Annotated in this window: 16 protein-coding genes; 6 read left to right on the forward strand and 10 right to left on the reverse strand. The window is 71.5% G+C overall.

The features are described from left to right. Positions 1-1,239, reverse strand: a 1,239-nt coding sequence (locus L2I40_RS06005; RefSeq protein ID WP_237213969.1) for an FAD-dependent oxidoreductase, incomplete at its 3' end; no start/stop codon positions are given. A gap of 64 nt (positions 1,240-1,303) precedes the next feature. On the opposite strand from L2I40_RS06005, the gene L2I40_RS06010 reads away from it, so the two are divergent. The 4 genes from L2I40_RS06010 to hydA all read left to right on the forward strand — a co-directional run bounded on the left by L2I40_RS06010 (position 1,304) and on the right by hydA (position 5,367). Continuing rightward, complete coding sequence (locus L2I40_RS06010; protein ID WP_237213970.1) at positions 1,304-2,215, forward strand: dihydrodipicolinate synthase family protein; 912 nt, start codon at positions 1,304-1,306, stop codon at positions 2,213-2,215. Positions 2,216-2,238: 23 nt separating this feature from the next. Then, positions 2,239-3,066, forward strand: a complete 828-nt coding sequence (locus L2I40_RS06015; RefSeq protein WP_237213971.1) for an ABC transporter substrate-binding protein — start codon at positions 2,239-2,241, stop codon at positions 3,064-3,066. Positions 3,067-3,233: 167 nt separating this feature from the next. Beyond that, positions 3,234-3,917: an amino acid ABC transporter permease gene (locus tag L2I40_RS06020; RefSeq protein ID WP_237213972.1), complete on the forward strand. Its 684-nt coding sequence runs from the start codon at positions 3,234-3,236 to the stop codon at positions 3,915-3,917. Positions 3,918-3,927: 10 nt separating this feature from the next. Continuing rightward, the gene (gene hydA, locus L2I40_RS06025; protein ID WP_237213973.1) at positions 3,928-5,367 is read left to right on the forward strand and encodes a dihydropyrimidinase; all 1,440 of its coding nucleotides are present in this window, start codon (positions 3,928-3,930) and stop codon (positions 5,365-5,367) included. Here hydA and L2I40_RS06030 read toward each other — a convergent pair. The 5 genes from L2I40_RS06030 to L2I40_RS06050 all read right to left on the reverse strand — a co-directional run bounded on the left by L2I40_RS06030 (position 5,354) and on the right by L2I40_RS06050 (position 11,956). Further along, positions 5,354-5,800, reverse strand: a complete 447-nt coding sequence (locus tag L2I40_RS06030; RefSeq protein WP_237213974.1) for an NUDIX hydrolase — start codon at positions 5,798-5,800, stop codon at positions 5,354-5,356. The genes hydA and L2I40_RS06030 overlap by 14 nt on opposite strands. A 152-nt stretch (positions 5,801-5,952) precedes the next feature. Beyond that, entirely contained in the window at positions 5,953-7,077 is a 1,125-nt protein-coding gene (locus L2I40_RS06035) for an acyl-CoA dehydrogenase family protein (RefSeq protein ID WP_237213975.1), read from the reverse strand. 3 nt (positions 7,078-7,080) lie between these two features. Further along, positions 7,081-8,280 (reverse strand): acyl-CoA dehydrogenase family protein, encoded by a 1,200-nt coding sequence (locus L2I40_RS06040; RefSeq protein ID WP_237213976.1) that lies wholly within the window; start codon positions 8,278-8,280, stop codon positions 7,081-7,083. After that, on the reverse strand, positions 8,280-9,890 hold the full coding sequence (locus L2I40_RS06045) for an AMP-binding protein (protein ID WP_237213977.1): 1,611 nt from the start codon (positions 9,888-9,890) through the stop codon (positions 8,280-8,282). The genes L2I40_RS06040 and L2I40_RS06045 overlap by 1 nt, the downstream gene beginning before the upstream one ends. Further along, the gene (locus tag L2I40_RS06050; RefSeq protein ID WP_237213978.1) at positions 9,890-11,956 is read right to left on the reverse strand and encodes a 3-hydroxyacyl-CoA dehydrogenase NAD-binding domain-containing protein; all 2,067 of its coding nucleotides are present in this window, start codon (positions 11,954-11,956) and stop codon (positions 9,890-9,892) included. Before L2I40_RS06050 ends, L2I40_RS06045 begins: the two co-directional genes overlap by 1 nt. A gap of 111 nt (positions 11,957-12,067) precedes the next feature. Here L2I40_RS06050 and L2I40_RS06055 point away from each other — a divergent pair, with 111 nt between their 5' ends. Both L2I40_RS06055 and L2I40_RS06060 read left to right on the forward strand, forming a co-directional pair. Further along, positions 12,068-13,006 (forward strand): NAD(P)H-dependent flavin oxidoreductase, encoded by a 939-nt coding sequence (locus tag L2I40_RS06055; RefSeq protein ID WP_237213979.1) that lies wholly within the window; start codon positions 12,068-12,070, stop codon positions 13,004-13,006. A gap of 37 nt (positions 13,007-13,043) precedes the next feature. Next, positions 13,044-14,630 (forward strand): ABC transporter substrate-binding protein, encoded by a 1,587-nt coding sequence (locus L2I40_RS06060; protein ID WP_237213980.1) that lies wholly within the window; start codon positions 13,044-13,046, stop codon positions 14,628-14,630. 54 nt (positions 14,631-14,684) lie between these two features. Here the strand turns inward: L2I40_RS06060 and L2I40_RS06065 are convergent, their stop codons facing one another. The 4 genes from L2I40_RS06065 to gatC are packed head-to-tail and all read right to left on the reverse strand — an operon-like array spanning position 14,685 to position 19,020. Continuing rightward, a complete protein-coding gene (locus tag L2I40_RS06065; protein WP_237213981.1) occupies positions 14,685-15,764 on the reverse strand; it encodes an AI-2E family transporter in 1,080 nt (359 codons plus the stop codon). A gap of 33 nt (positions 15,765-15,797) precedes the next feature. Continuing rightward, the gene (gene gatB / locus L2I40_RS06070; protein WP_237213982.1) at positions 15,798-17,246 is read right to left on the reverse strand and encodes an Asp-tRNA(Asn)/Glu-tRNA(Gln) amidotransferase subunit GatB; all 1,449 of its coding nucleotides are present in this window, start codon (positions 17,244-17,246) and stop codon (positions 15,798-15,800) included. Next, positions 17,243-18,724, reverse strand: a complete 1,482-nt coding sequence (gatA, locus tag L2I40_RS06075; RefSeq protein WP_237213983.1) for an Asp-tRNA(Asn)/Glu-tRNA(Gln) amidotransferase subunit GatA — start codon at positions 18,722-18,724, stop codon at positions 17,243-17,245. Before gatA ends, gatB begins: the two co-directional genes overlap by 4 nt. Next, the gene (gene gatC / locus L2I40_RS06080) at positions 18,724-19,020 is read right to left on the reverse strand and encodes an Asp-tRNA(Asn)/Glu-tRNA(Gln) amidotransferase subunit GatC (protein ID WP_237213984.1); all 297 of its coding nucleotides are present in this window, start codon (positions 19,018-19,020) and stop codon (positions 18,724-18,726) included. The genes gatA and gatC overlap by 1 nt, the downstream gene beginning before the upstream one ends. Positions 19,021-19,369 lie beyond the last annotated feature (349 nt).

Genomic DNA, 19,369 nt, shown 5'->3' on the forward strand with positions numbered 1-19,369 from the left:
GCCGACCTGCGCGCCGTCGCCCGCGGCGAAGACGCCGGCGATGTCGGTGCGGCCGTCCTGGTCGGTGACGGTCTCGAGCCGGCCGATGCCGCTGTCCTCGAAGCGATGCGCGCAGCCGAGCGCGCGGGCGAGTCCCGTCTCCGGCTGGAAGCCGAGGTTCAGCGCGCAGGCGCCGGCCTCGATGCGGATCTCGCCGTCCGGCGTCACGGCGCGCAGCGCCTCGAAACGGTCGCGGCCTTCGGCGGCGAGCGGCGTGGCGCCCCAGATCACGGGCACGCCGGCGCGCTTCAGCACGGCAAGGTAGCGCACGCCGTCCCAGGCGAGGTCGGGCGCGCTGGCGGCCAGGCGCGCCGCGTCGCGCCAACTGCGGAAGCCGGGCTTCGGCGCGGCCTCGAGCACGGCGGCGACCTCCACGCCGCCTTCGACGAGTTCGCAGGCGAGTTGCAGGTTCAGCGGGCCGTTGCCGGCGATCACCACCCGCGGCGCGGGCGAGACGCGGTTGGCGCGGGCCAACGTCTGCAGCGCGCCCGTCGTCATCACGCCGGGCAGCGTCCAGCCGGGGATCGGCACGGGCCGTTCATGCGAGCCGGGCGCCAGGATCAGTCGGCGCGGGCGGATCACCAGGTTGCGGCCATCCACGAGTGCCGCGATCTCGCCCGGCGCAAAGGCGCCCCAGACCGTGGCGCCGTGGCGGAAGGCGACGCCCGCCGCGCGCGCGCGCTCGCGGAGCGCAGCGGCGCGGCGGAACTGCGCATCCGGCGCGGCATGGGCGTGGCTGGCGGCGAGCGGCTTCAGATACTGTCCGCCCGGCGCGTCGCGCTCGTCCAGCACCAGCACCGCGCAGCCGGACTCGGCGGCCGCGATGGCGGCGGAAAGCCCGGCCGGGCCGGCGCCGACCACCAGGATGTCGGGTGCGATCTCCTCCGCCCGTGGCGCGGGTTCGGGCGCGAGCGCCGCGGCGCCGCCTGCGCTCTCCACCGCCATGCCCGGCGCAACCTTGGCGAGGCAGGCGCGCTGGTTGGCGCGGCCATCGATGGTGACGAGGCAGTCGAAGCACGCCCCCATGCCGCACCAGAGGCCGCGGGGCGCACCGGACTCGGTATGGCGGAAGGCCAGGATGCCGGCGGCCGACAGCGTGGCGGCGACGGTCTCGCCGGGCAGCGCGGAAAGCGGGCGGCCGTCGAAGGTGATGCCCACCGGTTCGGCACTCGGCGTGATGTCGCGGTGGGTCAGGCGCATCGAGGGGGCTTGTGGTTCCGTCCGAATGGCGGTCCGATGTTCGCACGACGGACGGAGCGTGGCGATGGCCGGAGAACCCTTCCGCGGCTGCTACACGGTGCTGGTCACGCCCTTCACAGAGGGCGGGGCGGCAGTGGACCTCAAGGCGCTGGAGCGCCTGGTGGAGTTCCAGATCCGCGAGGGCATCCGCGGCCTGATCCCGCTCGGCTCGACCGGCGAGTTCCTGTCCGTCTCGGCCGAGGAGCGCACGGCGATCGTCGAGACGGTGGTGCGCGCCGCGGCCGGGCGCGTGCCCGTGATCATCGGCACGGGCGCGGAGGACACACGCGAGGTCGTCCGCACCTCGAAGGAAGCCGAGGCGCTCGGCGCCGACGGGGTGATGATCATCCCGCCCTTCTATTCGGTGCCGACGCTCGCCGAACTCGTGCACCACTACGACACTGTGGCGCGCGCGATCGGCATACCGATCATGGTCTACAACAATCCGGCGACGGCGAATGTAGACATGACGCCGGCGATGCTCGCCGAGATCAGCCGCATCCCGAATTGCCGCTACGTGAAGGAAAGCACGCTCGAGGTCACGCGGGTTCGCGACATCGTGGCGCTTTGCGGCGACCGGATGGAGGTCTTCGCCGGCGTGCTCGGCTACGAGAGCGCCTGGCTCGGCGCAATCGGCTGGGTGGCGGTGTGCAGCAACCTCGCACCGCGCCTGTCGACCGAGATGTTCCACGCCGCGGCCTTCGACAAGGACATGGACAAGGCGCTGGCCCTGTACCGCCGGCTTGTGCCGCTGCTGCCCTGGGTCGGCGGGCCGCGCTACGTCAGCGGCACCAAGGCGGGCTTCCGGCTGATGGGCATGGGCATGGGCGATCCGCGCCCGCCGCGGCTGCCGCTGCCGGCGGCCGACGTGCCGAAGCTCGCAGCCGTGCTGCAGGAGATGGGCCTGTTGTCGGAAGGTGCCCGGCAGGCCGCGTGAGGCGTCGAACACGGGAGAGATCCATGCGTCGCGTTCTTCTGGCCGCGGTGATCGCGGCGGTATCGGGACCGGCCTTCGCGCAGGCGCCGGCTGCCTCCTGCACGCCGCGCGTGGCGGATTCCGAGCTCATCAAGTCCCGCACCCTGGTGATGTCCACCAACCCCACTTTGCCGCCGCTGCAATTCGTCAATGCGCAGGGCCAGCTGCAGGGGATGCGGATCGAGCTTGGCAACGAGATCGCGCGGCGGCTCTGCCTGACGCCCGAATACGTCCGCATCGAGTTCAGCGCGATGATCCCGGGTCTCGCGGCACGCCGCTGGGACATGATCAACACCGGCATCTTCTTCACCGAGGAACGCGCCCGGATGATGCAGATGGTGCGCTACGAGAACAACGCGGTGGCGATCAGCGCGGCGCGCGGCAATCCGCTCAACATCCGCTCCGAGCGCGACCTGGCGGGACGCACCGTCGGCGTCGAGATCGGCGGCTTCGAGGAGCGGCGCCTGCGCGAGATCAGCCAGACCCTGCAGAATGCCGGCCAGCGGCCGATCACCGTCCGCACCTTCGACAACTTCGCGATCGCCTTCCAGGCGCTGCGGGCGGGCCAGGTGGAGGCGGTGACGAGCATCGACGCGGTCGCGGCGGAATACGACCAGCGCGGCGACTTCCCCCGCGTGCTGCACGGGCTGTTCCCGACGCCGGCCGCCTTCGCCTTCCGCTCGCGTCCGCTGGCGACGGAAGTGTCGCGGGTGCTGCAGGAGATGAAGGCCGACGGGAGCCTCGACGCCCTGTTCCGCCGCTATGGCGTGAGCATCGCGGATGGCGGGTTCGAGGTGGTCGGGCCCCAGTGAAGTTCCCCACGACGTTGCTGCGCAACGCCGCGGGGGCCCCGGGTCGAGGCCCAGATCTTCGCGTCATGGCCCATCCTTCCGCGGCGGAGCCGCGGAAGGGCGCCGGGGGGCCGAACGTCGCCAGGGCACAGACGGACCAGGGCATGTCCGGCGCGTCGGCCTAGCGGATGCACATCTGGTCCTGGCAGGGGTTCTACGAATACCTCTTCAACCCGTTCCTGCTCCAGGGCGCGCTCACGACGCTCTGGCTGACGGCGGCGTCGCTCGTCTGCGGGCTCGCACTCGGGATCCTGCTCGCGCTGATGCGGCTGTCGGCGAACCCGGTGCTGTCCTGGGCCGCGGCGGGCTATTGCTGGATCTTCCGCGGCACGCCGCTGCTGGTGCAGCTGCTGATCATCTACACCGGCCTGCCGCTGTTCGGCATCCGCTTCAGCGTGACGCAGGCGGCGCTGCTCGGGCTTGCGCTGAACGAGGCGGCCTATCTCAGCGAGATCGTGCGCGCCGGCATCCTGGCGGTGAACAAGGGGCAGAAGGAAGCCGGCACGGCGCTCGGCCTGACCAAGGTGCAGGTGTTCCGCACCATCACCTGGCCGCAGGCGCTGCGCATCATCATCCCGCCACTCGGCAATTCGGTGAACGGGCTGCTCAAGACGACCTCGGTCGCATCCGTCATTTCGATGGAGGAGCTGCTGCGCCGGACGCAGATCCTGATCCAGGAGCGCTTCATGGTGCTGGAGCTCTTCATCGCGGCCGCGGTCTGGTACCTGGTGATGACGACCTGCTGGGAGCTCGTGCAACGCCGGCTCGAGGCGCGCTACGGTCGCGCCTATGCCGCGGATCATCGAAGGTAGGAGGCAAGGCATGGCGGAGTTCGAGCTGGCGATCCGCGGCGGGCTGGTGGCGACCGCCTTCGGCGCGGCGCGCTGCGACATCGGCGTCAATGGCGGCCGCATCGCGGCGATCGCGGAGCGCATCACGGACGCCGCGCAGGTGATCGAGGCGGACGGGCTCTATGTGCTGCCGGGCGGCGTGGACAGCCACTGCCACATCGAGCAGCCGGAGGCGAACGGCACGGTGCACGAGGACGGCTTCGTCACCGCCTCGGCCAGCGCCTTCGCCGGCGGCACCACCTCCGTCGTCTGCTTCGTCCCGCAGTTCAAGGGGGGCGGCATCCTGGAGCGCTTCGCGGATTACCGGGCGCGCGCCGCGAAGGGCATGCTGGACCACGCCTTCCACCAGATCATCGCCGACCCGACCGATGCGGTGATGAACGACGAGGTGCCGAAGGTCGTGGCGGAAGGCGTGCGGAGCCTCAAGGTCTTCCTGACCTACGAGCCGCTGCACCTCAACGACGGCGAATACCTGAAGGTGCTTCTGGCGGCGCGCCGGCATGGCTGCCTGGTGACCGTGCATTGCGAGAACTACGACGCGATCAAGTGGCGGACGGAGGCGCTGCTCGCCGCCGGGATGACCGCGCCGAAGTACCACGCCTGGTCGCGCCCGCGCGTGGTGGAGCGCGAGGCGACGCATCGCGCCATCGCGCTGGCGGAACTCGTGGACCAGCCGATCCAGGTCTTCCATGTCAGCTGCGAGGAGGCGGCGGAGGAGATCGCGCGGGCCCAGGCACGCGGCCTGAAGGTGTGGGGCGAGACCTGCCCGCAATACGTCACGCTGACGGCGGGACACATGGACCGGCCCGGCTTCGAGGGATCGAAGTTCATGTGCAGCCCGGCGCCGCGCGACACGGCGGAGCATGCGCGCATCTGGGAGATGATCCGGCGCGGCACTCTCGACGTCGTCTCCTCCGACCATTGCGGCTTCAGCTACGAGGGCACGCGCGGCAAGGCCCAGAACGGGCGCGCGGCGCCGTTCCGCGACATCCCGAACGGCATCCCGGGCCTCGCCGCCCGGATGCCGATCGTGTTCAGCGAAGGCGTGACGAAGGGCCGCATCGCGATCGAGGAGTTCGTGAAGCTCACCGCGACCAACCCGGCGCGGATCATGGGCCTCTATCCGCGCAAAGGCGTGATCCAGCCGGGGGCGGATGCCGACCTCGTGCTGTGGGATCCGGCGAAGCGCGTGACGATCACCAACGCGCTGATGCAGCACGCCATCGACTACACGCCCTATGAAGGGCTGGAGGTCACGGGCTGGCCGACGATGACGATCCGCCGCGGCGAAGTGGTGATGCGCGACGGCAAGGTGCAGGCCGAGCCGGGCAGCGGGCGCTACCTGCCGCGCGGACCCTATGACCTGGTGAAGCCGCGCGGCGTGACGCCGGACGGTTTCATGCCTTCCTGAGGCTGCGCAGCAGGGCGGCGAGGCCGGGCTCGTCCACCAGCGCCGCGGCGGCTTCCGGCGTGAACAGCCGCCGCTCCCGCTCGCGCCGCTCGGGCCATTGGCGGAGCATGCGCGCGACGCGGAAGCGGAACACCAGGACCTCGACCGGCGTGACAACGCCGCCGGCGCGGCGCTTGCCGTAGGTGTAGGCGCCGATCGGGTCGGGGTCGGCTTCGCCGACCAGCCCGGCTTCCTCCAGCGCCTCGCGCGCGGCTCCGCGGTGTGGCGCCTCCTGCGGCTCGATCCAGCCCTTCGGGATCACCCAGCGGCGCGTCTCGCGGCTGGTGACCAGCACCACGCGGAGCGCCGGGCCGGCCCCGAAGACCGGCAGCGCCGCGCCCTGGCGGCGCACTTGCGCAGACCGCTGCGCATCGGACAGCGAACCGTCCGGCATTCCCCCCTGCCCTGCGAATCGGCCGGCCCGTGGGGCCAGCCTCACCCTGCGACGCATGCCAGCGATTAGGCGCGCCGACCAGGGCAATGGAAGGGCAGAGCGCGGAGTCGCGCGAAGGTCACGGGCGCATGGGGCGAGAACCCGGGGTCGCGCTACTCCGGCAGGCCGCCCGCGGCGACCACGCGCCGCAGGTGGTGGTCCACATCGCCGAACAGCGCGCCGATCATGGCCAGCCGCTTGAAGTAGTGGCCGGCCTTGTACTCCTCCGTCATGGCGATGCCGCCATGCAGCTGGACGGCGTCCTTGCCGAGGGTGTCCGCGAGGCGGCTGACCAGCGCCTTGGCGGCCGACAGCGCCGTCGAACGTGCCGCCGCGTCGGTCTGCTGCACCATCATCGCCGCGTACATCGCCATGCTGCGCGCCTGCTCGGTCGCGACCAGCATGTCGGCGGCGCGGTGCTGCAGCGCCTGGAACTCGCCGATCGGGCGGCCGAACTGCTGCCGCGTCTTGAGGTAGTCCACGGTCAGGTCGCGGAGCGTTTCCATCGCACCCACCGCCTCGGCGCAGAGCGCCGCGATCGCTTCGTCGGCGACGAGTTCGATCAGCGGGAGGGCGTCCTCGGCGAGCAGCGTGGCAGGCGCGCCTTCCAGCACGATTTCCGCGGCGCGCAGCCCGTCCTGGGTCGCATAGCCGCGCCGCGTCACGCCCGCCGCGGCGGGGTCGAGGAGAAACAGGCCGATGCCCGCGCGGTCGCGCCGCGCACCGGCGATGCGCGCGGAGACGAGGATCCGGTCGGCTGCGTCGCCATGCAGCACGACGCCCTTGGCGCCATCCAGAACCCAGCCATCGCCGGCGCGACGCGCCGTGGCGGCGATGTCGTGCAGATCGTGCCGCGCCTGGCGCTCCTGATGCGCGAAGGCGAGCGTCGTCTCGCCCGCCACGACCTGCGCCAGGAGTTCACCCTGCCCGCTCGTCCGGCGCAGCAGGCCGAGGCCGAGCACGACAGTGGCGAAGTAGGGCTCGACGACCAGCCCGCGGCCGAAGGCTTCCATGACAAGCAGCGTCTCGACAGGACCGCCGCCGAAGCCGCCCTGCTCCTCAGGCAATGGCAGGCCGAGCAGGCCCATCTCCGACATCGCGGACCAGTTGGCGTCCGCATAACCCTTCTGGCCGGAGCGATAGGCCTTGCGCTTCTCGAAGTCGCCGTAGCGATCGGAGACGAAGCGGTTGACGCTGTCCGCCAGCAGGCGCTGTTCGTGGGTGAGGTCGAAATCCATCTGTCAGAGACCCAGGAACGCTTTCGCGATGATGTTGCGCTGGATCTCGTTCGAGCCGCCGTAGATCGAGACCTTGCGGTAGTTGAAGAAGAGCGGCGCGGCGGCATCGGCCCAGTCCGGCCCGACGGAGGGCAGGTTCAGCCCCTCCTCGTCGCGGTCCGGGCGCGGCAGCGCGTAGGGGCCGGCGACCTCCATCAGCAGCTGCGTCGCCTGCTGCTGGATCTCGCTGCCCTTGATCTTGAGGATGGAAGAGGACGGGTCGGGCCTGTCGGCGGCCTTCGTCCGCTGCGCGGCGACGACGCGCATCTGGGTGATCTCGAGCGCCTTCAGCTCGATCTCCGACCAGGCGAGGCGACGGCGGAAATCCGGATCGTCCCAGACCGTCCCCTCGCCCGCCGGCGTCTCCTGCGCGAGCCGCTTCACGCGTGCGAGGCGCTCCTTCGTCATGCCGATGCGCGCGATGCCGATGCGCTCGTTCGAGAGCAGGAACTTGGCGTAGTCCCAGCCATTGTTGAGCTCGCCGACCAGGTTCTCCGCCGGCACGCGGACCTCGTCGAAGAAGACCTCGTTCACCTCGTGCCCGCCATCGATGGTGATGATCGGGCGCACGGTGATGCCGGGGGTCGCCATGTCGATCAGCAGGAAGGAGATGCCCTGCTGTTTCTTGGCGGCGGGGTCGGTGCGGACGAGGCAGAAGATCCAGTCGGCATATTGCCCAAGCGTCGTCCAGGTCTTCTGGCCGTTGACGACGAACGCGTCGCCCTCGCGTCGCGCGCTGGTCTTGAGGCTGGCGAGGTCGGAGCCGGCGCCGGGCTCGGAGAAGCCCTGCGCCCACCAGATGTCGAGGCTCGCGGTCGCGGGCAGGAAACGCGCCTTCTGCGCCTCCGACCCGAAGGTCGCGATGACGGGGCCGACCATGTTGACGTTGAAGCCGAGCGGCTGCGGGACGGCGGCGGCCTGCAGCTCCTCGACGTAGATGTAGCGCTGCACCGGCGACCAGTCCTTGCCGCCCCAGGCGACCGGCCAGTTCGGCGTCGCGAGGCCGGCGGCATGCAGGATCTTCTGGCTGGTGACGTAGTCCTGGCGCGCCAGGGCCCGGCCCTCGCTGACTTTGCGACGGATCTCGGCCGGGATCTCGCGACGGAAGAAGGCGCGCAGCTCGTCGCGGAAGGCGATCTCGTCAGCGGTGTGGCGGAGGTCCATCAGACCGTTCCTTGCATCTCTTGGCGGAGCGCGGCCGCGAGCAGCTTGCCCGCGGGGCTCCTCGGCAGGCTGTCCCGGATCTCGAGCGCCGCCGGCATTTCGTGCTTGCCGAGGCGATCGGCCAGGAAGGCGCGCAGCGCGTCCAGCGTCAGCGGGGCGGCGCCGGGCTTGAGTGCGACATAGGCCTTGGCCGCCTGGCCGCGATAGGCGTCGGGGAGGCCGATGACGATGCACTCGGCGACGTCCGGATGCTCGTAGATCGCGCCCTCGACCTGCGCCGGATAGACGTTGAAACCGCCGGAGAGGATCATGTTCTTGCGGCGGTCGACCAGGGTGAAGAAGCCGCGCTCGTCCATCCAGCCCATGTCGCCGGTCAGGAACCAACCCTCGGCGAAGGCGCGCGCATTCTCCTCCGGCCGGTTCCAGTAGCCGGAGAAGACGTTGGGGCCGCGCACGGCCATCTCGCCGACCTCGCCCGCCGGGAGGGCGCGCGTCGGCGCGTCCGGGTCGATGATGCGCAGCTCGATGCGCGGCAGCGGCAGGCCGATGAGGCCTGCGCGGCGCGGCGCATCGGGGGGGATGCGCGTGCCGGCGGGGCAGGTCTCGGTCATGCCCCAGCCGCCGCCGATGCGCCGGCCGAGCAGCGCCTCGAGCTTCTGCAGCGCCTCGAAGGGCATCGGCGCGCCGCCGGATGAACATTGGCGGAGCGAGGAGAGGTCGCGCGTCTCGATGCCCGGAAAGTTCAGGATGCCGATCCAGATCGTCGGCACGCCGGACAGGGTGTTGATGCGCAGCCGCTCGATGTCGGCGACCGCCTCGCCCGCGTCGAAGCGCGGGCGGAGATGCAGCAGGCTGCCCTCCGCCATCTGCCGTAGCAGCACGGCGGTGAGGGCGAAGATGTGGAAGAGCGGCAGCAGGACGAGCACGCGCCCCTCGCCTTCAGGCAGCGAGGTGCTGTCGCGCCAGGCCTTGTAGATAGCGACGGCGGCGGTGAGGTTGCCGTGGGTGAGCATCGCGCCCTTCGGCGTGCCCGTGGTGCCGCCGGTGTACTGCAGCAGCGCGAGGTCGGCAGGCGTGAGTTCCGGCCACGTCGCAGGCGGCTCGGCCTCGGGCAGCGCGGCGAAGCCGTGCGCGGCATCGGCGCCGACCCAGCGCGCCTCGGGCGCGAGCAGCACGCGCGCGATCGCGCCCTCCTCGACCAGCCATTCGGCATTGGCGACCAGCGGGCCGAAGCCCGTGGTGATCAGCAGCGTCGCGCCGCCGTCACGCAGCTTGTGCGCAAGCTCGCGCTTCGCGTCCAAGGCCGAGAGATGCACGACGCGCGCGCCGGTGCGCAGCGCGGCGAAGAGGCAGGCCGGATGCCAGGGCGTGTTCGGCAGGTAAAGCGCAACGCAGTCGCCGCGGCCGACGCCCATGGCCAGCAGCCCCGCGGCGACGCGGTCCGACAGCGTCTTCAGCTCGGCATAGCTCAGCACATGGCCGCGGTATTCCAGCGCCGGGCGCCCGGCGAAGCGCGCGGCGACGTGGTCGAGGAAGCCGGGCAGCGTGCCTTCGGCGATGGGGACGTCCCATCGGCACTCCGGCGGATAGCTGGCTTCCCAGGGGTGCATCAGGCCGTGGCCAGCGCGCGGAACCCGCCCTCAGCCGAGGCGCGCACCAGCGCCGGCGCGGCGCGCAGGCTCTCGTCGCCCGTGGCGGCCGCGAAGCCCGCGAGGCGGTCGATGATCCCGCCGAGGCCGCGCGCCTCGGCCCAATGCATCGGGCCGCCGGTCCAGGCCGGCCAGTTGTAGCCATGCAGCCAGACCACATCGATGTCGCCGGGCCGTGCGGCGACGCCTTCGTCGAGGATGCGCGCGCCCTCGTTCACCATCGGCAGCAGCAGGCGATCCAGGATCTCCTCCTGCGGGATGGCGCGGCGCGCGACACCTTCCTGCGCGGCGATGCGCTCGATCATCGCCGTCACCTCCGGGTCGGGCACGCCGGCGCGCGCGCCTTCGGGATAGAGGTAGTAGCCCTTGCCGGTCTTCTGGCCGAGCCGCCCGGCCTCCACCAGCGCATCGGCAACCGGCGCGCGCTTGCCGGTCGCCTGGCGGATGCGCCAGCCGATGTCGAGGCCGGCCAGGTCGCCCATCGCGCAGGGCCCCATGCGGAAGCCGAAGTCAGTGAGCGCCTTGTCCACCTGATCCGGCGCCGCGCCTTCCAGCAGCAGGCGTTCGACCTGCTGCGTGCGGCGGGCCAGCATGCGGTTGCCGACGAAGCCGAAGCACACGCCGACGACGACCGGCACCTTGCCGAGCCTGCGCCCGATCTCGGCGGCGGTGACGAGCGCGTCCGGCGCGGTCGCCCTAGCGCGCACCACCTCCAGCAGCTTCATGACGTTGGCGGGCGAGAAGAAATGCATGCCCAGCACGTCGCCCGGCCGCGAGGTCGCGGCCGCCATCTCGTCGATGTCGAGATAGGAGGTGTTGGAGGCGAGGATCGCGCCGGGCTTCGCGACACGGTCCAACGTCGCGAAGACCTGCTTCTTGAGCGACATCTCCTCGAACACCGCTTCGACGATCATGTCGGCCTCGCCGGCCGCCTCGAGCCCGACGGCGCCCTCGACCAGCGCCATGCGGGCGTCGCGCGCGGCTTCCGTCAGGCTGCCGCGCTTCACGCTGGCATCGTAGGTCGCGCGGATGCGCGCCAGGCCGCGCTGCATCGCGGCCTCGTCGGTCTCGATCACCCGCACGGGGATGCCCGCATTGGCGAAACACATGGCGATGCCGGCGCCCATGGTGCCGGCGCCGAGCACCGCGGCGCGCTCCACGCGGCGAGGCTTCGTCTCGCGCGGGATGCCGGCGATCTTGGCCGCCTCGCGCTCGGCGAAGAAGACGTGGCGCAGCGCCTTGCTGCGCGGATCCTGCAGCAGGTCGAGGAAGGCCTGGCGCTCGCGCGCCAGCGCCTGGTCGAAGGGCAGTTCGAAGGCGTCGCGCACGCAGGCGACCATGGCCGCCACCTGCGGCTCCGTCGCGGCGCGCTTCGCGAGCGCGGCGGCCTCCGCCTCGAACGCCTCACGCGGGCCGAGCCCCTCGTCGCGTCGGGAGACGGGCGCCGGCAGGGGGCCGTCGGCCAAGCCCGCCGCATGGGCGATGGCGACCATGCGCAGGTCGTCCTCGGCCAGCACCTCGCCGAGGCCGGCGGCCATCGCCGCCTTCGCATCCAGCGGATCGCCGCCCGCCATTAGCTTCAGCGCCGCCGCCGCGCCCATCAACCGCGGCGCGCGCTGCGTGCCGCCGGACCCCGGCAACAGGCCGAGCTTCACCTCCGGCAGGCCGAGCTTCGCGGCCGGGCCAAGCACCCGGGCCGTGCAGGCCATCGCCACTTCGAGCCCGCCGCCGAGTGCGGCCGCGTGGATCGCCGCGACCACCGGCTTCGGACAGGCGTCGAGCAGCGCGATCAGCTCCGCGAGGGTCGGAGAGACCGGCGGCTTGCCGAATTCGGAGATGTCGGCGCCCGCGATCCAGGTGCGGCCTTCGGCAGGGATCACGAGGGCGCGAACGGAGGCATCCTCCGTCGCGCGGCGCACCGCGGCAGCCAGCGACGCGCGGAGCGCGGCGGAGAGCGCATTGACCGGCGGGCTCGCGATGGTGGCGACGGCGATGCCGCCCTCGACCTCGTAGCGCACCGGGTCCATGCCGCGTCCTCCTGCCGCCGTCGCGCGGCGTTGCGGCCTGGATCGCCCAGCCCCGGGGGGCGGTCAAGGCGCGCATGGACGCACGGGCCCGGGAGAGGCATCGTCCCGCCCATGCTGCCGCCCCTCCTCTCCCGCCTCGCGCTGCCGGTCATCGCGGCGCCGATGTTCATCGTGTCCAACCCCGAGCTCGTGATCGCACAGTGCAAGGGGGGCATCGTCGGCTCCTTCCCGGCGCTGAATGCGCGGCCGAAGGAGGAGCTGGATGGCTGGCTGACGCGCATCCGCGCGGCACTCGGGCCGGGCGACGCGCCCTTCGCCGTCAACCAGATCGTGCACGCCTCCAACGATCGGCTGGAGCACGACCTGGAGGTCTGCGCGCGCCACCGCGTGCCGATGATCATCACCTCGCTACGCGCGCCGGGCGAGGTGGTGCGCGCGGTGCATGGCTGGGGCGGCATCGTGTTCCACGACGTCACCAACCTGCGCCATGCCGAGAAGGCGCTGGAGGCCGGCGTGGACGGGCTGGTGCTGGTCGCCGCCGGCGCGGGGGGACATGCCGGCACGATGAGCCCCTTCGCGCTGGTCGCCGAGGTGCGGCGCATCTGGAACGGCCCGATCGCGCTCTCGGGCGCGATCACGGAAGGCCGGCAGATCCTCGCGGCCCAGGCGATGGGCGCCGACCTCGCCTACATGGGCACGCGCTTCATCGCGACGGCGGAGGCGAATGCGGCGGAGCGCTACAAGGCGATGATCGCGGAGAGCGCCGCGTCCGACATCGTCTACACGCCCTTCTTCAGCGGCGTGCCAGGCAACTACCTCAAGCCCTCCATCGCGGCGCAGGGCCTCGACCCCGACAATCTTCCGACGGCCGACAAGACGCGGATGAGCTTCGGCTCTGACCGCGTCCGGCCCTGGAAGGACATCTGGGGCGCCGGCCAGGGTGTGGGCAGCATCGTGGACGCGCCGCCGACGGCCGAGGTGATCGCGCGGCTCAGGCATGATTACGCCGCGGCGCTCGCCGCGTTGACCCGGGGCGAATCCCACGCCTAGCGTTTCGCCGGGGACAGCAGAACCCGGAGGAAGCGCCATGCATCGTCGTTCGTTCCTGGCCGCCGGCGCGGCCGTCGCCGCGGCGCCTTTCGCGCCCGCCATCGCACAACCCGCACGGACCGCGACGCTGCGCTTCGTGCCGCAGGCCAACCTGACGGCGCTCGACCCGATCTGGACGACGGCGATCGTCACCCAGATGCATGGGTACCACGTCTACGACACGCTCTATGCGCTCGACGCCACTCTGCGCGCGCAGCCGCAGATGGCGCAGGGCCACGAGGTATCGCCCGACGGCCGGACCTGGCGCATCACGCTCCGCGAGGGGCTGCGCTTCCACGACGGCGAGCCCGTGCGGGCGCGCGACTGCACGGCGAGCCTGGCGCGCTGGTCGCGCCGCGATCCCTTCGGACAGATCCTCGCCGCCGTGGTGGACGAATGGCGCGCGCCCGACGACCGCACCATCGAGATCCGCCTCAAGCGCCCCTTCCCGCTGATGCTGGACGCGCTGGCCAAGCCAGACGCGAACGTGCCCTTCATCATGCCGGAACGGCTGGCGCAGACGGATGCCAACACGCAGGTGTCGGAGGTGATCGGCTCCGGCCCCTATCGCTTCGTCCGCGGCGAATTCGTCAGCGGCAGCCGCGTGGTCTACCAGAAGAACGACGCCTATGTGCCGCGCGGCGAGCCCGCCAGCGGCGCATCAGGGGGCAAGGTCGCGCATTTCCCGCGCGTCGAGTGGCACATCCTGCCCGATCCGGCGACCGCCGCCGCCGCGCTGCAGGCGGGCGAGGTGGACTGGCTGGAGCAGCCGCTCTCCGATCTCATACCGACGCTGCAGCGCAACCGCAACATCGAGATCGGCGTGCTGAACGAGGCCGGCATCATGTCGGTGATGCGCCTCAATCACCTCCAGGCGCCGTTCAGCAACCTCCGCGTCCGGCAGGCGGTGGCGCTGGCGGTGGACCAGGAGGAGTACATGCGCGCGACGCTCGGCAACGACCAGAGCGTCTGGCGGCAATGCCGGAGCCTGTTCCCGTGCGGCACGCCGCTCGGCACCGAGGACCTGTCGCCGCTCAACGCGCCGCCGCGCAGCCTGGACCGCGCGCGGGCCGCGCTGCAGGCCAGCGGCTACAACGGCGAGAAGGTGGTGATCATCAACCCGACGGACTTCCCGCTGATCGGCCCGCACGGCCAGATCACCGCCGACCGGCTGCGGCGGATCGGTTTCAACGTCGAGCTCGCCGAGACCGATTGGGGCACGGTGGTGCAGCGCCGCGTGCGGACGGAGCCGGTGGAGCGCGGCGGGTGGAGCATCTTCCACACCTTCGGCTCCTCGCTCGCCTACCTGAACCCGGCGGTGTCCTCCCTCGTGAAGGGGCCGGGCGCCTCGGGCTGGTTCGGCTGGTGGGACAGCCCGCGGGCGCAGGAGCTGGTGCAGGCCTGGCTGGATGCGACCGATGCGGGCCGGCAGCTGAGCCTGGCCAACGAGCTGAACCGGCTGGCGCAGGACGATGTCGCGACCATCCCGCTCGGCCAGTTCACCGTCCGCAATGCCTGGCGGCGGAGCATCACCGGACTGGTGAAGGGATCGATGCCCTATCCGTGGGGCGTGCGGCCCGCCTGATCGGCGGGCTGCGCCGCATGAGGGCGGGCAGGCCGTAGCCTGCCCGTCCTGGCGTCACGCGGCGTCGGCGGGCGTTGCCGCGCGCCAGGCGCGGAGCATGACGAGGCCGACGGCAAGCAGCACCGGCCCGATGAAGAGGCCGAGGAAGCCGAAGGCGACGAAGCCGCCGAAGACGCCGAGGATGACGATCGAGAGCGGCATGTCCACGCCGCGCTTGATGAGCAGCGGCCGCACGACGTTGTCGCTCGACGAGATGGCGAGCAGGCCCCAGAGCGCCATGAAGATGGCCCAGCCCGTCTGGCCGCTGTCGAACAGCCACCAGGCGGCCCCCGCCCAGGTGACGATGACCAGCGGGCCGAGCACCTGGCTGATCGAGAAGACGAAGGTGAGGAAGCCGAGAAGCGTCGCCGCAGGGACGCCCGCGATCGCGAAGCCGATGGCGGCCAGGACACCCTGGCCGAGCGAGGTCCCGACCACGCCATAGGCGACCGAGCGCACCGCGCCGCCCGCCGTTTCCAGCGCATTGACGCCCGTCGGACCGCCGATGCGTCCCGCCGCGTGCCGCAGCGAATCCGCGATCTCCTCGCCGGTGGTCCAGAACATCGCCGCGACGACGAGCGCGAGCAGCAGCTGCAGCAGGCTGTCGGCGAGCCCACCGGCGACGCTCAGCAGGAGGGATTGCAGCCGCGCCGCATAGGGCGCGACGAGGCCGCCGAGATTGTCGCGGGATTCCGCGACATGCGTCCAGCCGGCCGCGACGCGCTCCCCCACCAGCGGCAGCTGCGCGAGCCAGTCGGGCGGCGTGCTGGGCGCGCGCAGCATCGCGTCGTGGCCCCATACGATGCCGGTGTTGAGCGCCTCCACCAGGCCAGGTGCGATGGCGAGAACCGGTACCACGACCGCGGCCAGGATCAGGAGAAGCAGGACCGTGGCGGCGAGGCTGGGGCGGAGGCCACGCCGGACGAGCGCGTCGCGCAGCGGCCAAAGGGCGATCGCCAGGATCGCGCCGAACATGATGGCGGTGGCGAAGGGCTGCAGGACGGCCAGGATGCCAAGCAGCACGGCACCCACCACCGCGATGGCGAGGCCGCGCTCGATGAGGCTGCCGACGCCCTGTCCTGGCTGCTGGTCCATCTCGATTCGCCCCCGTCGGCGGGGAAGGATAGCTCAGCCCAGCAGCTTCCTGACCACCTCGTTGACCAGCGCCGGGTTCCCCTTGCCGCCCATCGCCTTCATGGTCTGGCCCACGAAGAAGCCGAAGAGCTTGTCCTTGCCGGAGCGGTACTCGGCGACCTTGTCGGCGTTCTTCGCGAGCACGTCGGCCACCGCCGCCTCGATCGCGCCGGTGTCGGTCACCTGCTTCAGGCCGCGCTCCTCCACGATCGCGCCCGGCGCCTTGCCGGTCTCGATCATGATCTCGAACACGTCCTTGGCGATCTTGCCGCTGATCGTGCTGTCCGCGATCAGGTCGAGCAGCGCGCCGAGGTTCTCCGCCGTCACGGGCGGGTCCGTGATGTCGCGCTTCAGGCGGTTCAGCGCGGCGAAGAAGTCGCCGGTCACCCAGTTGGCGGCCTGCTTGGCGTCGCGGCCCTTCGCCACCGTCTCGAAGAACGCCGCCGTTTCCTTCTCCAGCGTCAGGACATGCGCGTCGTAGGGCGTGAGGCCCATGGCGACGTAGCGGGCGCGGCGGGCGTCGGGCAGTTCGGGCAGGCTGGCCTTCAGCTGGTCCACCCAGGACTGCTCCAGCACCAGCGGCGGCAGGTCGGGCTCGGGGAAGTAGCGGTAGTCATGCGCGTCCTCCTTGGAGCGCATCGACCGCGTGATGCCGCGCTGCGTGTCGAAGAGCCGCGTCTCCTGCTCCACCGTGCCGCCAGACTCCCAGACCTCGATCTGGCGCCGCGCCTCGGCCTCGACGGCCTGCATGACGAACTTGACGCTGTTGACGTTCTTCACCTCGCAGCGCGTGCGGTAGCCCTCGCCCGCCTTGCGGACGGAGACGTTGACGTCGGCCCGCATGGACCCCTCGTCCATGTTGCCGTCGCAGGTGCCGAGGTAGCGCAGGATCTGGCGCAGCTTGGACAGATAGGCGCCGGCTTCCTCCGGGCTTCGCATGTCGGGCTCGGAGACGATTTCCATCAGCGCGACGCCGGAGCGGTTGAGGTCGATAAAGGATTTCTGGGGGTGCTGGTCATGCAGCGACTTGCCGGCATCCTGCTCGAGATGCAGGCGCGTGATGCCGATGGTCTTCTTCGTGCCGTCGGCCAGTTCGATCTCGACCGCGCCCTGGCCCACAATCGGGTGGGCGTACTGGCTGATCTGATAGCCCTGCGGCAGGTCGGCGTAGAAGTAGTTCTTCCGGTCGAAGCGGGACCAGAGGTTGATCTCGGCATTGAGGCCGAGGCCGGTGCGCACCGCCTGCGCCACGCATTCGCGGTTGATCACCGGCAGCATGCCGGGGAAGCCGGCATCCACGAAGGAGACCTGGCTGTTCGGCTCGGCGCCGAAGGCGGTCGCGGCGCCGGAGAAGAGCTTGGACTGGCTGATGACCTGGGCGTGGACCTCGAGCCCGATCACGAGTTCCCAGGGGCCGGTGGTGCCGTCGATGGTGTAGCTCATGCGCGGATCCCCGGCAGGGCCGTGAAGTTCGCGGCGCGCTCGATCGCGGCGCCGACGGTGAAGCAGGCCTCCTCGTCGAAGGGCTTGCCGATCACCTGCAGGCCGAGCGGCAGGCCTTGCGCATCGAGGCCGGCGGGCACGGCGAGGCCGGGCAGGCCGGCCAGGTTCGCCGTCACGGTGAAGACGTCGTTGAGGTACATCGTCACCGGGTCGTCCTGCCGCTCGTCCATGCCGAAGGCGGCGGAGGGCGTCGCCGGCGTGACAATGGCGTCCACCTTGCCCCAGGCCTGCTCGAAGTCGCGGCGGATCAGCGCGCGGACCTTCTGCGCCTTGAGGTAGTAGGCATCGTAGTAGCCGGCGGACAGCACATAAGTGCCGATCATGATGCGGCGGCGGACCTCGGCGCCGAAACCCTTGGCGCGGCTGCGCTCGTAGAGGTCGCGCAGGTCGCTGTCCTTCGCCGCCTCGCGCAGGCCGAAGCGCACGCCGTCGTAGCGGGCGAGGTTAGACGACGCTTCGGCCGGGGCGACGATGTAGTAGGTCGGCAGCGCATACTTGGTGTGCGGCAGGCTGATCTCGACCGTCTCGGCGCCCTGGTCGCGCAGCCATTGCAGCCCCTGCTGCCACAGCGCCTCGATCTCCGGCGCCATGCCGTCGAGGCGGTACTCGCGCGGCACGCCGATGCGCAGGCCCTTCACCGGGCGCGCACAGGCGGCGGCGAAGTCGGGCACCGGGAGATCCGCGGAGGTCGCGTCGCGCGGGTCGAAGCCCGACATGGACTTCAGCAGAATCGCGCAATCCTCGACGGTGCGCGCCACCGGCCCCGCCTGGTCGAGCGAGGAGGCGAAGGCGACGATGCCGAAGCGCGAGCAGCGGCCATAGGTGGGCTTGATGCCGGCGATGCCGCAGAAGGCGGCCGGCTGGCGGATCGAGCCGCCGGTGTCGGTCGCCGTCGCGCCCAGCGCGAGCCGCGCCGCGACCGCCGCGGCGGATCCGCCGGACGACCCGCCCGGCACCAGCCGCGTGTCGGGGTCGTTGGCGCGCGACCAGGGGTTCTCGACCGGCCCGGACGCGCTGGTGGTGTTCGACGAGCCCATGGCGAACTCGTCGAGGTTCACCTTGCCGAGGAACACCGCGCCGTCGCGCAGCAGGTTGGCGGTGACGGTCGACTCATAGGGCGGGACGAAGCCGCCCAGGATCCGGCTGCCGGCGGTGGTCTGCACCCCCGCGGTGCAGAACAGGTCCTTGATGGCGAGCGGCGCGCCCTCCAGCGGGCCCGCCTGCCCGGCCGCGCGCCGCGCGTCGGAAGCGCGTGCGGCCTCCAGCGCCTTCTCCGCCGTGACGGTGATGTAGGCGTTGAGGCGCGGGTTCAGCCGCGCGATGCCGTCGAGGAAGGCCTCGGTCAGCGCGACGGAGGTGGTCTCGCCGGCGGCCAGCGCCTCAAGCGCGCCCTTCAGCGTGTAGTCGGTCGGGCGCATCACTCGACCACCTTCGGCACGCCGAAATAGTCGCCCTGGCGGTCGGGCGCGTTGGCGAGGACGGCGTCGGCGATGCCGCCATCGGTCACCGCATCCTCGCGCATGCGCATCGCCGGCTGGCCCGCCGGCGCGCCGCCGGCCATCGGCTCAACGCCGTCGGTGTCCACCTCGCGCAGCTGTTCGATCCAGCCGAGGATCCCGTTGATCTCGGCCTGCATGCGGCCGACCTCCTCCTCTTCCAGCCGGATGCGGGCGAGCGAGGCGATCCGCTTCACGGTGGCGGCGTCGAGCGACATGCGGGGCGCTGGTCCTTGGGTCCTGGGTCTCGCGGCAGGAACCGCCCGCGGGGACGGAAGTCAAGGGCCGGCCCTGGCGGCCGGCGGCGTCGCGCACGAGACCGGCGCGAAACCTCGCCGAAACCCGATTCCGCCCGGCGCGACATCGGCGCGACACGCAGCCGGCCGAAAAGCCTGCTCCGAAGCTCGCCTCGGGCGGGCACGGCAGGCCAGGAGCGTCGCGATGCGTGCGTTGATGGAGGGATCGGCCAGCCGGCGGCAGGGGCTCGCGCTGCTGGGCGCCGCGCTGGGCGGCGCCGCGCTCGGGGCGGGATGGCGCGCCACCACGCCGGCGGTCGCCTCTTCCGCG

Origin of the sequence: Falsiroseomonas oryziterrae (genome assembly GCF_021864505.1) — a bacterium.
GTDB classification, from domain to species: Bacteria; Pseudomonadota; Alphaproteobacteria; order Acetobacterales; family Acetobacteraceae; genus Falsiroseomonas; species Falsiroseomonas oryziterrae.

Coding starts and splice junctions, on each gene's coding strand:
- L2I40_RS06010 (WP_237213970.1), top strand. CDS start 1,304: ATGGCCGGAGAACCCTTCCGCGGCTGCTACACGGTGCTGGTCACGCCC.
- L2I40_RS06015 (WP_237213971.1), top strand. CDS start 2,239: ATGCGTCGCGTTCTTCTGGCCGCGGTGATCGCGGCGGTATCGGGACCG.
- L2I40_RS06020 (WP_237213972.1), top strand. CDS start 3,234: ATGCACATCTGGTCCTGGCAGGGGTTCTACGAATACCTCTTCAACCCG.
- hydA (WP_237213973.1), top strand. CDS start 3,928: ATGGCGGAGTTCGAGCTGGCGATCCGCGGCGGGCTGGTGGCGACCGCC.
- L2I40_RS06030 (WP_237213974.1), bottom strand. CDS start 5,800: ATGCCGGACGGTTCGCTGTCCGATGCGCAGCGGTCTGCGCAAGTGCGC.
- L2I40_RS06035 (WP_237213975.1), bottom strand. CDS start 7,077: ATGGATTTCGACCTCACCCACGAACAGCGCCTGCTGGCGGACAGCGTC.
- L2I40_RS06040 (WP_237213976.1), bottom strand. CDS start 8,280: ATGGACCTCCGCCACACCGCTGACGAGATCGCCTTCCGCGACGAGCTG.
- L2I40_RS06045 (WP_237213977.1), bottom strand. CDS start 9,890: ATGCACCCCTGGGAAGCCAGCTATCCGCCGGAGTGCCGATGGGACGTC.
- L2I40_RS06050 (WP_237213978.1), bottom strand. CDS start 11,956: ATGGACCCGGTGCGCTACGAGGTCGAGGGCGGCATCGCCGTCGCCACC.
- L2I40_RS06055 (WP_237213979.1), top strand. CDS start 12,068: ATGCTGCCGCCCCTCCTCTCCCGCCTCGCGCTGCCGGTCATCGCGGCG.
- L2I40_RS06060 (WP_237213980.1), top strand. CDS start 13,044: ATGCATCGTCGTTCGTTCCTGGCCGCCGGCGCGGCCGTCGCCGCGGCG.
- L2I40_RS06065 (WP_237213981.1), bottom strand. CDS start 15,764: ATGGACCAGCAGCCAGGACAGGGCGTCGGCAGCCTCATCGAGCGCGGC.
- gatB (WP_237213982.1), bottom strand. CDS start 17,246: ATGAGCTACACCATCGACGGCACCACCGGCCCCTGGGAACTCGTGATC.
- gatA (WP_237213983.1), bottom strand. CDS start 18,724: ATGCGCCCGACCGACTACACGCTGAAGGGCGCGCTTGAGGCGCTGGCC.
- gatC (WP_237213984.1), bottom strand. CDS start 19,020: ATGTCGCTCGACGCCGCCACCGTGAAGCGGATCGCCTCGCTCGCCCGC.